This window comes from Clostridium sp. FP1, from assembly GCF_011065975.2.
GTDB classification, from domain to species: domain Bacteria; phylum Bacillota; class Clostridia; order Clostridiales; family Clostridiaceae; genus Clostridium_AD; species Clostridium_AD tagluense.
In genome coordinates, this window is the sequence record NZ_JAAMNJ020000001.1 from 2,287,459 (window position 1) to 2,301,878 (window position 14,420).

Genomic DNA, 14,420 nt, shown 5'->3' on the forward strand with positions numbered 1-14,420 from the left:
GTTCAAGAATATAACCAGGTTTATGTTGCTTAATTTACTGCAAGTTTGTCATTTTTTATACTTTTATGTATTGGTATGATATAGTAATTATAATTTTTTTATTATTTTTAAAATTCTATATTAATATTTTGTTATAATATACGATAAATATATTATAAGTAGGGGTTTCCTACTTTAGTAAAGAAAAGCTTCAGTGAAAGTCTAAATCACCTTTTGAAGTCGTTGATATTACACATCAAAGGTGATGATTTAATATAACAAGGGGGAATTAAAAAATGAACAAAGAATCAAAGAATATATTAATTATTGACGATTCTATAAGTATTAGAAATTTTATAAGGAGTATTTTGGAACAAGCAGGTTATAGGGTATATGAGGCATGTGATGGAGAAGAAGGTATAGAATTATTTAAAAGCATGGGAAATGTTGATTTAGTAATTACTGATGTATATATGCCTAAAAAAACAGGAATAGACGTGATAATTGAACTAGGAAAGGATTACAAGGATACAAAAATAATTGTACTTTCAGATGGTGGAAAATATAATTTTAGTGATGAGTTAGGTTTGTGTGAGTCATTTGGAGCTATTTGTTTTATGAAGAAGGAGTTAGTGAAGGATTGTTTGGTTGAATTGGTAAATAGAGTGCTAATATAAGTCAAATAAAAACATCCAATTTTGCAATGCGAATTGGATGTTTTTATTATACTACTATACTTTTATCTGCTACTTCTATTTTTAGTAACACTTTTTCTTATTGAAAAAAAGTTGACTCTATAGTAACAATATAGTTTATACTAGGAAAAGTGTGAAAATAATGAGAAAAGGTGGATATTTATGACGAAAAAATTTTTCAAATACGCTGTTCCATCAGCAATCGCTATGTTTATTTCTTCAATGTATACAGTTATCGATGGAATATTCGTAGGTCAAGGTGTTGGAGATTCAGCATTAGCAGCAGTTAACATAGTGTTACCATTTACAGTTTTGTTATTTGGACTCGCTTCTATGTTTGCAATAGGTGGAGGAGCTCTAGTCTCTAAAAATTTCGGAGCAAACAATACTGAAAAGGCAGTAAATATATTTAGACAAGTGTTTAAGTTCTTACTAATACTTAGTATTGGAATAAGTATAATAGGTGCCTTCTTTACAGAAGGAATAGTGAATTTGCTAGGAGCAACGCAGAAATTGCAAACTATGTCCGTAGAGTATTTAAGGTTTTATGTACTATTTTGTATTCCTAATTTAGCAGGAATAGTTCTTAGTAGTTTTGTTAGAAATGATGGTAGACCGAAACTTGCAATGGTATCTACAATATGCGGTGCGGTAACCAATATAATATTAGATTATGTATTTATATTTCAACTTGGTTTTGGAATAAAAGGAGCAGCTATTGCTACTGGACTTGGTCAAATAGTTACAGTATGTATGTTATTACCTCATTTCTTAAAAGGAAAAGGTCAATTAACTTTTGGGAAGGTAAGACTTAATAAAGAAATTATTAAAGAGTTTTTACTAATAGGTTTTCCATCATTCTTTGCGCAAGCAAGTTATTCAATAATTGTATTATTGCATAATATAGCTTTAGCAAAATATGTTGGGGACGTGGGGATTTCTGCATATAGTATAATAAATTATTTAACTACAAATATATATATGGTTCTTTATGGAATAACACTAGGAGTACAACCACTTTTAAGTTATAACTATGGAAGAAAAGATGCTGAGAAACTTATAGGATTCTTTAAAATAACCTGTATATCATCACTTTTGATAAGTGGAGCTTTTGTTATAACAAGTTTTGTTTTTGGACAGAACCTTATAGGAATATTTACATCAGATCCATATATAGCCAAACTCGCTTATAGGGCACTTAGAGTAGCAAGTTTTAGTTATTTTGTAGTAGGATTAAATCTAAATACTCTTGTATACTATCAAGCTATAGAAAAACCAATGTATTCAAATATAAGCTGCATATGTAGATCGGTTATTTTCTTGCCAATATGTTTATTTATATTTGGAAGTATGTTTGGAATAAATGGGATATGGATAAGCGCAACAGTATCTGAAAGCTTAACATTTATAACTATAAAATTAATTGCTAATGTAAAAACTTCCACACAAGCAGTTTTTGCTGAATAGACTTTCGGTGCTTAAATGAAAATAATAGTTTGAAAATTTCTTATAAAAAGGAAAAATAGTAGTATAATAATACTATGCCTAAAGTAATTTAGGCGTAGTTTTTTATTTGCAAAAATTAAGTGTGAATAAAGTATCTTGAAAAATAGATTAGCATATGTACTAGTTATTTTATGAAAATTATTAAACACAAGTGAGGTGAGAATATGGGGACAAACTTTTCAATAGGAGAAATGTCAAAGTTACAAAATCTATCAATTCAAACATTACGATATTATGATAAAGTTGGGCTACTAAAACCTTCATATATAAATGAAAAGAGCAGATACAGATATTATTCTGCTAAACACTTAGTAATACTTGATTTAATAAAACAGTGTAAGGCTATGGGTTTATCCTTAGAGGAGATAAAGGAATTAATAGAAAATTATACTTCATTTGATTCTATACTTAATATAATAAGTAAGCAAAAGGAAATGATAGATACTAAAATAAAAGAATTAACCATAGTGAAAAATAATATTAATTTTTTGGAGCAGCGTATAAAAAATTCTTTAGAAGAAGGCATTGACCATGTTTTTATTAAATATAATCAAGAAAGAAAATTTATTAAATATAATAATACAAAAAGGTATACAGAAGAGTTTGAAATAAATTTAAGTGAAATATTAGTATCTATGGAACAGAAGTATAGCAGTTCAAATAAAGAACTTGCCTTTGCTGTATCCTATGAAGACATAAAAAAATATGATGAACTAATATATAATAATATGTTAATTAGTGTTTCGGAATCTATTACAAATGATGATAATAATTTAATAACTTTGCCAAAGGGAGAATATATAACATTAAATTTTGATGATGATTATAAGGATACAAGTAAGTATTATAAAACTCTTATTGAGTATATGGATAAAAATAATGTTGAAGTAAGTGGAGATTTTTATGAAGTATATATAATGACTAGAGTTGGGAATGATGGTAAGGAAAGATCTTTAGGACAAATTCAAATATTAAAGAAAAAGTAAGGGCACTGACGGAAATTTGTAATTGGGACAAGTATACAGTTAGAAAAATATAATTTACATTCATATTTAAGATTATTAAAATGATGATATAATAATTAAATATGAAAACTATAAAGATTTAGGAGGAGTTATATGAAAAATATTTTTAAAACATTTATAATTATGATCGTAACTTTTGCATTGTGTATACCTATGCAAATAATAGTAAAGGCTAGTACATTTACAGATATGGGTTCTAAAAAGGATGTGGTAGTTAGTAAACCTTGGACAGTGAGCTTTAATAAACCTCTGAGCGCTACTACTGTGAATACTACAAGCATTAAGATGGTTGGAGAAAATAATGAATACATAGATATTAAAGTTAGTTTAGCTAATAGTAATAAAAATGTAGTAGTTGAACCAGTGAAAAATTATGAATATAATAAGGCATATACTTTGATAGTGACAAATCAGGTTAATTCTGCTGACGGAAAATCTCTTCCCAATGAAGTTAGAATGAATTTTACTACTAAAAGTGCCCCTACAAAACCAAGTGAGTTCACTGTATGTATAGACCCAGGTCAGTACTATAAAGTAATTACTGGCATAAATGGTGTTAAGGCTAAGGATATAAATTTAAGTACAGCGTTAAAACTAGGTAACATACTAAAAACAAGAGGGTTTAACGTAGTATACACAAGAAACAGTGATTCAGTGTCTTGGAATCAGAGTGATGAGGATGATGCAAAAGCTAAAATTGCTGCCACTGCAAAAGCTGATCTATTTTTAAGTATAAACACTAATTCCTATACTTCAAATACTCCGAAAGGAATTGAAACATATTATAAAGCGGGTGTTAGTAATAATAAGATGCTGGCGACTTCAATTCAAGATGAATTAATAAAAGCAACACAAGCTAATAATAGGGGGATAAAAGAAGCAAGTAACGAAGCAAATTTAGGAATATTAAATAAGATAAGTTGCCCCGCAGTAGTTTTGGAATTAGGGTTCCTGACCAATCCAGATGAAGAGATATTATTAAGTAGTGCAGAATATCAAAATAATGAGGCAAAAGCTATAGCTAATGGATCAATGAACTATGCAGGATTTGCTAATTCCGATACTAATTACGATTCTATTTTTAAAGTATCTTCAGTTGGAGATATAAAGACCAACATAGAACAAGGTGGTAAATATATCTTCCCTAAAACGGTACAAGCTACTATGAGTAATAACTCCAAAAAAGATGTAGATGTAGTTTGGAATAGTAATTCACTAGATACAAGCAAGGCTTTTGTATATACATTTCAAGGAACTATTAAAGACAGTGCTATAAAAGTTAATTTGGTAGTAAATGTAATAGCAACTACCCAAAAGAAATACAAAGTAGTTTTAGATGCAGGACATGGAGGCTATGATCCCGGAGCAACAGGACCAACGGGAATTAATGAGAAGGACATAACACTTGCAATTACTTTAAAGGTTGGAAGTATATTAGTTAAAAATGGTGTTGACACAGTATACACAAGAACTAGTGATAATATAGCTTGGTCCACAAATGAAGCTCAAAATCTTCAAGCAAGATGTGATATATCTAATGCGGCTAAACCAGATTATTTTGTAAGTATTCATGAGAATAGCTTTTCAGCTCCAACAGCTAGTGGCATTGAGACTTATTATTTCAGTGGTAGTGTAGCTGGACAAAAGCTGGCTCAAGCTGTACAAACCGAACTAATCAAAGAAACTGGAAGAGTAGATAGGGGTCTTAAAACTACTACTGGTTTATATGTTATAAAAAATGTAGAGGCTACTGCTATACTGGTGGAGACATCATTCATTTCCAATCCAGAAGAAGAAAAACTATTAACTACCGATGCCTATCAATATAAATTAGCTAAGGCGATTGCAACAGGTATTCTTAAGAGTTTAGGAATAAGTAATATAGTATTTTAAATGATTTTATTTTTCTATTTAGGGGGAATTGTTTTGTCAAACAAAATTAAACAGTACAATATTCATAGAGAGCTTGAGACAACAAGTGAGGAGCATACCGATGTTATAATCGAAGCTGAAAAACAATTATCACAATCTATGATATGGAAGCTGCAGAAAGATTTTTTCTCAAATCAGGGTCCAGAAGCCTGGACCCTGGGAATTGTGCCTCAATATATAACGACTAATCCTTATATAGCGAACTTATATGCTAAAACTATATTTGGATATTGCAGAGATTATGTTACAAGAACTGATATAGATAAAAACTCTACTATATACATAATGGAGCTTGCGTCAGGAGTAGGTCGATTTACATATACTTTCCTTAAAAGATTCCTATATATAATAGAAAATTCTTCTCTAAAAGGGTTGAAATTTAAATATATAGTAACTGATTTTTCTGAAAAAAACATTGAATATTGGCAAAACCATAGCTTTTTAAAACCCTATTTTGATTGTGGAATACTTGACTGTGCAACCTTCGATATATCTAAAGATGATCAGCTTAAATTAAGAAACAGTGGTGAAATTTTAGCCCGTGGAAAGCTTAAAAGCCCTTTGATCTTAATCGCTAATTATACCTTTGACAGTCTTCCACAAGATACCTTTTATGTAAACAAGGGAGAAATTTTTGAAGGTTTAATTACAGTAACTTCTCCAAAAGTAAAGGCTGATGCTGAAGATAAATCCATACTGGCCGGCTTAGATTATTATTATACAGACAACCAAATCCAAGGTGGAAATTATTACGAAGATGATAATTTTAATGATATCCTTGTATATTATAAAAATCATTTGGAAGATACATCTTTTTCACTTCCAATAATGGCCATGAGATGTATTTCTAGATTAAAAAGATTATTTAATGATGACATAATTTTAATTTCTGCGGACAAAGGTTATAAAGATGAAAAGGCTATGTTGAAAAATTCTCATCCATTTTTATCAAAACACGGATGTATTTCTATGACTGTTAACTTTCATTCGTTGGAGCAGTATTTCAAAAATCTTGGTGGGAAAGCCATTCATAGCATATATGAACATGAAAATATAAATATGTCTTTGTTTGTATTAACAAACAGTTGTCATAATTTCGTAGAAACCACAATGGCATATAATGAGATTATTGAAAGTATAGGACCAGATGATTTTTATATTTTAAAAAAAGCAGTGGTGCCTCTAAGCGAATCTCTAGAGACAAAAGAAATACTAACATTTCTTCGATTTACTGTATGGGATGCAAGAACATTTCAAGAAGTTTATAACATACTACTTGAAAGAATAGATACGGAGGAAAATTTTCCAAATGAAGAATTGACTATGGTAATGAATAAAGTTTGGAATCACTATTTTCCTATTGGTGAAGAGGGGGATTTAGCATACTATATAGGCTTATTGTTTAGTTATATTGGTAATGATAATGATGCTTTAAGATTTTTTCAATATTCATATGAATTATATGGTGCTACGTGTGAAATCTATTATAGGATTGGAGTTTGCTTTTACAATCTAAGAAAAATTGAAAAAGCGCTAGAGTACACAGAAAAATCATTGGCCTTAGACCCAATTTTCAAAGAGAGCATAACACTTAAAATTTTAATCCAAGATCAAATAAAATAAAACATAAAAAACTCTTCACAATTGGAAATTAAATTGTGAAGAGTTTTTTTAAATATATTAATTATCTAGTATTAAAAAGATATTTTTTGAAACGGTAAGTATATCATCTCTACCATCAACTGTAGATAAAGAATGATTAGTTTTATAATAATCTATTAGAGGATGGGTCTGAGTAGTATAAACATTAAGTCTTTCCTTAACCGTCTCTTCATTATCATCATTTCTTTGAATTAATTTCCCGCTACAAAAGTCACAGATACCTAATTCTTCCGGTGGATTAAATTTTATATGATAACTTGATCCACAGGAAGAACATATCCTTCGTCCAATATTTCTTTCAAGTATAAACTCTGTAGGAACATCGATTAGAAGTACAACATCCAAGGTATTATTAATACTTTGTAGAAATTTAGCAAGTTCCTCTGCTTGAAAAACTGTCCTTGGAAATCCATCTAATAGAAAGCCATTTTTGCAATCATCTCTCACTAGTCTATCTTCAACTACTTGAATAGTCAGATCATCAGGCACTAACTGTCCCTTATCAATATATTTTTTTGCTTGTACACCAAGTGGAGTACAGGTTGAAATGTTCATTCTAAAAATATCTCCAGTTGATAGATGGGGTATGTTGTATTTCTCACATATTAGATTTGCTTGAGTACCTTTTCCAGCTCCAGGGGCACCTAATAAAATCATTCTCAAAATAACACCTGCTACCTAAAATTGTAACAAACAACTTTAGCACTCTATTCGTTAAATAGAATGGTGGGGTTAGAGGATATTGCTTAACCACAGTGCAGGTTTTTCACCTACCTTTCTTTTTGTATTTTTTTAAAATAGAATATACTAATTATACAATATATTTAATAAATTACCAAATGAAATTTTAGTACATCACAGTTGATAGCTTGAATTTATCCCTAGCATATATATATGTCTGATGGTAGTAGATAAATGCTAAATTTTACCTATTTTCAAGTATAGTATTTAACTTAATACCCTCGCTAATTAAATTATCTCCATATTTATTTTTTAATTTTAAAAGATATATATCATTATGAATATGTTCTGATACAACTGAAGCTAAAAGAACATTATCTGTAAAAGTACCTAAAAACTCTTCTCTATGTGGACCTTTATCGGCAATTAATGTTTTCTTGCAATCTATAACTAACATTATTCGTGTTTGTTTATCTAAACAACTGGCATCATTATGAGTATATATTTCTACTGGTAGCTTTTCACCATTAACCTTAGCAAAGGAAAATATAATTATTCTAACCTGCCTTTTTTCAAGTTCAATAAATTCTTCAGAGAATGTTTGTAAATTAAAGTCTGTATTTATATAAACTTCTTTTTCTGCGGTTAATAGTAATTCCTTTGTTTTTGAAATTATATTATCATAGCCTGATATATTTAAATATCTTTCTTCTGAATGTGAGGTTTCTAATTGTTGTAATTTTACTTCTAATAAATCCGCGCTCTTAACAAATTCATTTTTCATTTTATTTGTTAGCGTTGAGGGATTTTCCGCTTTATATAGCTTAGAATTACCTGGAAGAGAAAACACAATGCCCTTTTGATATAAATTATCTAAAGCAGAATAAACGGAGGAACGAGACATATTTAGATTTTTAGCAATTTGATATCCATTTGAGCTTGAATTTTTCAACAAATCAACATAAACTGCCGCTTCTGTTTTTGAGAAATTTAGCTTTTCTAATAAAATTAATATTTCATCCATACTTGATCTTTCCTCTCTTTTTAAAGTATTTCTTCTATCGCAACTTCTGGATTTACTCCAGTTAAATTGGCCATCCATTTCCTTGAATGCATTATTTTAAGACCAATAATAAATCTTACAAATTCTTCACCTGAAATTATTAAATAAACCCAGTGGACTTCTAGTTTTAAAACAAAGGCTGAAACAAAACCCAAAGGAACTCCAATTCCCCATGTTCCAATCATATCTAAGTAAAGTGTATATTTAGTTTTTCCACCACTTCTTAAGATTCCGCCACCTATAATCATATTTGATACTTTAATCCATAAAACTATACTAAACATAACTAATAATTTAAATGTACAATATTGTACATCACTAGACACATTAAATACGAAAATATATAAATTTGAACAAGCTACTAATAGAATACCAAAAACAGCTGAACCTATAATACCCATTTTTATGAATTTCTTTGAATATTTAAAAGCAAGCTCGCGCTCTCCTAGCCCTAACTTATTTCCTACCATAATCCCAGCTGCACTACTCACACCTGCAAATAAACCTATACTTAAGCTTTGAATAGGATAAGTAAGGGTCATTGAGGCAATCTCAGAGGTACCCATTCTTCCATATATAATTGAATACATAGTTTCGCCTAAAGCCCATAAAAATTCATTTATTAATAAAGGGCGAGCTATAATAAGAATTTTTTTCATAAATACAGATGAAATATGGCACAAATCCACTATTTTATATGCACCTGGATACTTGTTAACATAAGTAAAGACTATAAGTAACGATGCTTCTAGAAATCTAGTAATAGTTGTAGCATAGGCTGTGCCTAAAAATCCTATTTGGGGAAACCCAAATTTTCCGAATATAAGCAAGTAATTTAATAGTGTATTTAAAACTACTGCAAATACCCCTGCATACATTGGAGATTTAACATGACCTGTACTTCTTAAAACTGATGCATAAATCGTAATTAAAAGCATTGGTATATAGGAAGCAGCATTAATTATAAGATACTTACTTCCTAGTGTAACTATTTTAATATCATTAGTATATAGACTTAATACTTGTTTTGAAAATATTAAGGAAATAAAAGAAAATATTAGGGTTATAATCATTCCTAATAGTAAATTTCCGTAAACTACATTCGCTATATTTTTATTATCTTTTTTACCCCAGTATTGAGATATCATAATAGATGTGGTTGAGCCTACAGCAGATAAAGTTATTAGAAAAAGAAAGGGGAATCTTGATCCAAGTCCAACAGTTGCAATTGCTTCTTCTCCCAATTGACCTACCATTAATTGATCAATAACGCTTAAAGAAGCTTGAAATAAACTTTGAACAGAAATCGGTATGGCTATTGCCAGCATTGTCTTGTAATATGATTTTTTATTAGTAGATTGCTTGTTCATGCTACACCTCTCGCTTTAAATTAATTTTCACTAGGTTTTTGCACTAAATATATAATTATTTTATTTGGCGCTTAACTTAGTAGTACATGAAGTGCTACTAACTGAAATTTATAATAATACATTTTTATCCTATTGTCAATATGCTATTTTATATACTTATAAAAAGAGTCTAGATATTTCATAACATTAATCCCTTCACAATATGCTATTGTTATGGCACAATGTAAGAAGTAGGTTAATATTCATTGTGTTTTCACAAATATATATAAAAATAATATTATAAAGGTCTGAAAAGTAGATTTTATTCGAAGGGTGGAAACGAAATGATTAAATATTTAAATAAAAGTATAGTTAAGAATGTTTTTTTTATACTACTAGGAAGTTTGATATCTTCACTTGCAATTAATTTGTTTATATCCAAAGCAAAGCTTTTAAGTGGTGGTGCTTCCGGGATATCCTTAATTATTCAATATTTGTTCAAATTCCCTGCTGGATATTCGATTTTGCTATTAAATATTCCACTATTAATATTAAGCTATAAATTCCTTAACAAAAGATTTACTATTCTTACGTTTATAGGTACAATATCATTTTCGATGTTTTTAATTTTAACAGCTCCATTAAAAGGAGTTATTGATACAACGGATACATTGTTATTATGCTTATACGGGGGAGCACTAAATGGAATTGGCATAGGGATAGTATTCAGCAATCACGGTTCCGCAGGAGGACTTAATATTATTTCAGCTCTTATAAAAGTGAAACATGATAATTTTAAAATAGGACAAATATCATTTTGTATTAATATCATAATTGTTGTCATCGCTACATTCTTTTTTGGAGTAACCAGCGCATTATATACTATAGCGGCTATGTTTATAACGGCTGAAGTTACTGATAGAATAATAATTGGAATAGGTAAACAAAAATTAGTGCTTATTATTACTGTAAAAGAAAAAGAAATTTGTAGTGGAATCCTATATAAAATGCACAGAGGAGTTACTTTTTTATATGGGCAAGGTGGGTATACTGGTAAGAATGAAAAAATATTATTTTGCACGGTACCACTTCATCAGATTCCAGAATTGAAATTAATTATTAAAACAATAGACAATGATGCATTTATGATAACAGTTGATGCCTCTGAAGTAAGGGGAAGGGGTTTTAAAAACGATTTAATATAAAATATTATTAATAGTGATCATAATTACGTGACTAGCCTTGCAGGTACAAAAAAAGAGAGATTATATCTTTATTAGATATAATCTCTCTAATCTATTTTTTAGGTGGAAATCTTGTGTTAAAGAATGACAAGCAGGCTTTGTAGGATTTATCTTTAATATTGGGTAGAATAGCCTAAAGAATCATTCCCATTACAATTGTATTACCATAAACGCCATTTACATAAGTATCTTTTTTCAGTGTACCTTCTACTTGAAATCCAACTTTCTTATATAATTCCATGGCTCTATAATTATTTTCACTAGTTACAAGGCTTATCTTTTTAGTGATGCCATTTGCATTTGCCCATATTATAAGATTATCCATAATTTTCCTGCCTAACCCCAGTTCACAATATTGCGCTGCTATAACTATTCCAAATTCGCCAACATGCTTAAATCTAGACTTGGGACTAGAATTAATTGTGGCTATACCCATTATTTTATTATCGATTTCTGCAAGTAATATTATTGAATTATCTTCCTTTCTGGTAGTTTCTAAAAAACTCTCGTAATCATTTAAATCCTTTATAAATTCATTTTTCCCAAAGGAAAGAAAGTCAGTTTCTCCACCTACTAGATTATAAAAAGCTATCATAAGCTTTGCATCTTCTTTTGAAGCCTCTCTAATAGTAACTTCTTTTCCATTCTTTAAATATATTTTTTTCATATAAATCAGCTCCTTTTAGTTTTAAACTGTAGTTGCAATATTTTTATTTCTGGTGCTACTTTTTATATTCAAACAAATTAGACATCTCAAATTTATTTAAATATAGAGAAGCCAATTAAGAATTATTATATCATATTTTTGATGAACAGCAAAAAAGACCTTTAGTCATTGAAAAACTTTTGTTTACTATTAAGAATATATAGCCTTGTTATAAAATTGTAAAATAATTATAAATTATATTGACAATTACATATTACATGTGTAATATGTAATTGTAGTTCATATTACATATGTAATAGATGATAAGTCAAAGATAATAGATTTGAAATAAAAGGAGATGAAAAAATGGCAGATGTATCTAAAATATCAAATTCAGAATGGGAAATAATGAAGTATGCTTGGGGTAATGTTCCTTGTACTGCTAACGAGATTGTTAATGATTTAAGTAAAATTACTGATTGGAAGTCAAATACTATTAGAACTTTAATAAATCGTTTAATTAAAAAGGAAGTTTTAGGTTATAAAATAGATGAAAAGGATAAAAAAACATATTATTATTTTCCACTATTATCAGAAAATGAGTGTATAAAAGCTGAGAGTGATTCTTTTATAAAACGTGTGTTTAATGGTTCTTTAAATGGGATGATTGCTAATTTCTTAAATGAATCAGAATTATCTGATGAGGATATTGAGGAATTGAAAAATATTCTTGATAAAAAGAAAGGGTAAATTGGTGTGTTTATGTTGTGGCTTATATCTATTTTTAAGTGGGTATTATATTCAACAGCTTTGGCGAGTGTTTTAAGTTTAATAATTCTTCTTTTTAAGATATTGTTTAAAGAGAAGCTAGGGGTGAGGTGGCACTATGCTATTTGGCTTATTCTTATAATTAGATTATTAATACCTTATGGACCACAAAGCTCATTAAGTGTTTTTAATATTTTTAAATTTAGCGATGAAAATCCTACACAAATCCAGTATACATTAAAAAATGAAACAACTGGGAAGATGCAAAATTACAATGAGGAGAAACTAGCTGAAAATAATAAAAACCTAATAGGTAAGGAAAATGCAACAGCAAGTAAAGACAAAACTACACTACGCAGTAGCCTAGCAATTTTATGGAAAAACATAATTAAAATTAAAGATAGTCCCGTGAATTTGCAGCTAATAAGTTGCAGCTGGTTACTGGGAGTCATAATAATTGCTGCTTATACAATTATTATGACAGTAAAATTAAAGAATAAGCTTAAAAATCAGCATATATGTGTAAATCAAGAATTTATAAGCCTTTTATTACAATGTAAAAATAAGCTTAATTTGAAATCTAATATAAAAATTATTAATACTAATTTAGTTAAAACACCCTGTGTTTTTGGGTTTGTAAAACCAAAATTATTATTGCCTATTGACATAGAAAATTGTCTAAATCGAGATGAATTAGAGTTTGTAATTTTACATGAATTAGCTCATATAAAACGAAAAGACATACTAGTAAGTAGTATATCTTGCGCACTTCAAATAATACATTGGTTTAATCCTATTATATGGTATTCATTTTACAGAATGCGTAATGATAAAGAATTAGCTTGTGATGCATTAGCTTTATCTTATATTAATTCAAATGATTATATAAATTATGGGAAAACTATTATAAAATTATTAGAAAGTTATAAAAAGACAATTCACACATATGGAATGGCCTGCATTATAAATGATAAATCTCAAATTAAAAGGAGAGTTACTATGATATCTAAGTTTAAGAAAAATTCATATAAATGGTCAATAATCCCTATACTAGCATTAACGCTAATGGGAGGAATAATGCTTACTAATGCAAAGAATAATCCGGTTTTGGCGGATAATAAAAAAAATCCAAACCTAGAAACCAACAAAATTTCAAGTGATCAAAGTAAAACAAAAGAAAATATTATTACTGAGCATGAGATTATTGGTAAGCATTTTAAAGGTAAAATGTTAATGGTACCTGGCGGTAAGAAGATTGTTGTTGGAGTTAATAATGATATTTCAAAAAATGTTAAAACTACAAGTCAAATAGCTAAAGAAAATAAAGCAATATGCGCTATTAATGCAGGGGCGTTTACAGACGATTTAGGTAATGGGTTCTCTCCGACAGGACTTATAATGCATAATGGGAAGGTTATTTTTAATGATTTAGAAGACAATGCCATAAAAACAGGGATTGTTGCTTTTACAGACAAAGGTATTCTTCTGGTTGGTAATTATTCATTAAATGAATTAAAAAATCTTAATACAACAGAAGCTGTTAGCTTTGGACCTGCACTTATAGTTAATGGAAAACCTACAATTAAAGATGGCAGTGAAGGTGGAATGGGAATGGCTCCAAGAACAGCAATAGGACAAAAAGCAGATGGCACAGTTATTATGCTCACAATTGATGGTAGAAGTGTAGAATCACTAGGAGCAACATTACTAGATGTGCAAAATATACTTTTAGAGCATGGAGCTTACAATGCATCAAATCTTGATGGAGGAAGCTCTTCATCTATGTATTATAATGGAAAAGTGATTAATAATCCAAGTGATAGTAAAGGTGAGAGAGTGGTAGTATCCACTTTTATGGTATTACCTTAAT

12 protein-coding genes are annotated in these 14,420 nt (G+C 29.2%); 8 read left to right on the top strand and 4 right to left on the bottom strand.

Going from position 1 to position 14,420, the window contains the following annotated elements; translation table 11 throughout:
* The first annotated feature begins 275 nt into the window (after positions 1-275).
* The 5 genes from G9F70_RS11005 (at position 276) to G9F70_RS11025 (ending at position 6,760) form a co-directional block, all read left to right on the top strand.
* Positions 276-656, top strand: a complete 381-nt coding sequence (locus G9F70_RS11005) for a response regulator (RefSeq protein ID WP_164947316.1) — start codon at positions 276-278, stop codon at positions 654-656.
* Positions 657-836: 180 nt separating this feature from the next.
* Positions 837-2,141: an MATE family efflux transporter gene (locus G9F70_RS11010; RefSeq protein ID WP_164947317.1), complete on the top strand. Its 1,305-nt coding sequence runs from the start codon at positions 837-839 to the stop codon at positions 2,139-2,141.
* Positions 2,142-2,344: 203 nt separating this feature from the next.
* On the top strand, positions 2,345-3,166 hold the full coding sequence (locus G9F70_RS11015; RefSeq protein ID WP_125002243.1) for a MerR family transcriptional regulator: 822 nt from the start codon (positions 2,345-2,347) through the stop codon (positions 3,164-3,166).
* 132 nt (positions 3,167-3,298) lie between these two features.
* Complete coding sequence (locus G9F70_RS11020) at positions 3,299-5,098, top strand: N-acetylmuramoyl-L-alanine amidase (protein WP_164947318.1); 1,800 nt, start codon at positions 3,299-3,301, stop codon at positions 5,096-5,098.
* A 33-nt stretch (positions 5,099-5,131) separates the two neighbouring features.
* Complete coding sequence (locus G9F70_RS11025; RefSeq protein ID WP_224617523.1) at positions 5,132-6,760, top strand: tetratricopeptide repeat protein; 1,629 nt, start codon at positions 5,132-5,134, stop codon at positions 6,758-6,760.
* A 57-nt stretch (positions 6,761-6,817) separates the two neighbouring features.
* On the opposite strand, the gene G9F70_RS11030 is transcribed toward G9F70_RS11025, so the two are convergent.
* The 3 genes from G9F70_RS11030 to G9F70_RS11040 form a co-directional block, all read right to left on the bottom strand.
* Positions 6,818-7,462 (bottom strand): adenylate kinase, encoded by a 645-nt coding sequence (locus G9F70_RS11030; RefSeq protein WP_164947320.1) that lies wholly within the window; start codon positions 7,460-7,462, stop codon positions 6,818-6,820.
* A 262-nt stretch (positions 7,463-7,724) separates the two neighbouring features.
* Entirely contained in the window at positions 7,725-8,582 is an 858-nt protein-coding gene (locus G9F70_RS11035; RefSeq protein WP_224617525.1) for a TrmB family transcriptional regulator, read from the bottom strand.
* The gene (locus G9F70_RS11040) at positions 8,525-9,913 is read right to left on the bottom strand and encodes an MATE family efflux transporter (RefSeq protein ID WP_164947322.1); all 1,389 of its coding nucleotides are present in this window, start codon (positions 9,911-9,913) and stop codon (positions 8,525-8,527) included. Before G9F70_RS11040 ends, G9F70_RS11035 begins: the two co-directional genes overlap by 58 nt.
* 323 nt (positions 9,914-10,236) lie before the next feature.
* Here G9F70_RS11040 and G9F70_RS11045 point away from each other — a divergent pair, with 323 nt between their 5' ends.
* Positions 10,237-11,097 (top strand): YitT family protein, encoded by an 861-nt coding sequence (locus tag G9F70_RS11045; RefSeq protein ID WP_164947323.1) that lies wholly within the window; start codon positions 10,237-10,239, stop codon positions 11,095-11,097.
* 172 nt (positions 11,098-11,269) lie between these two features.
* On the opposite strand, the gene G9F70_RS11050 is transcribed toward G9F70_RS11045, so the two are convergent.
* Positions 11,270-11,803, bottom strand: coding sequence for a GNAT family N-acetyltransferase (locus tag G9F70_RS11050; protein WP_164947324.1), 534 nt, complete (start codon positions 11,801-11,803; stop codon positions 11,270-11,272).
* 345 nt (positions 11,804-12,148) lie between these two features.
* Here G9F70_RS11050 and G9F70_RS11055 point away from each other — a divergent pair, with 345 nt between their 5' ends.
* Entirely contained in the window at positions 12,149-12,532 is a 384-nt protein-coding gene (locus tag G9F70_RS11055) for a BlaI/MecI/CopY family transcriptional regulator (protein ID WP_164947325.1), read from the top strand.
* 12 nt (positions 12,533-12,544) lie between these two features.
* Positions 12,545-14,419 carry a M56 and phosphodiester glycosidase domain-containing protein gene (locus G9F70_RS11060; protein ID WP_224617841.1) on the top strand — a complete coding sequence of 625 codons (1,875 nt, stop codon included), beginning with the start codon at positions 12,545-12,547 and terminating at the stop codon, positions 14,417-14,419.
* Position 14,420: the final 1 nt, after the last annotated feature.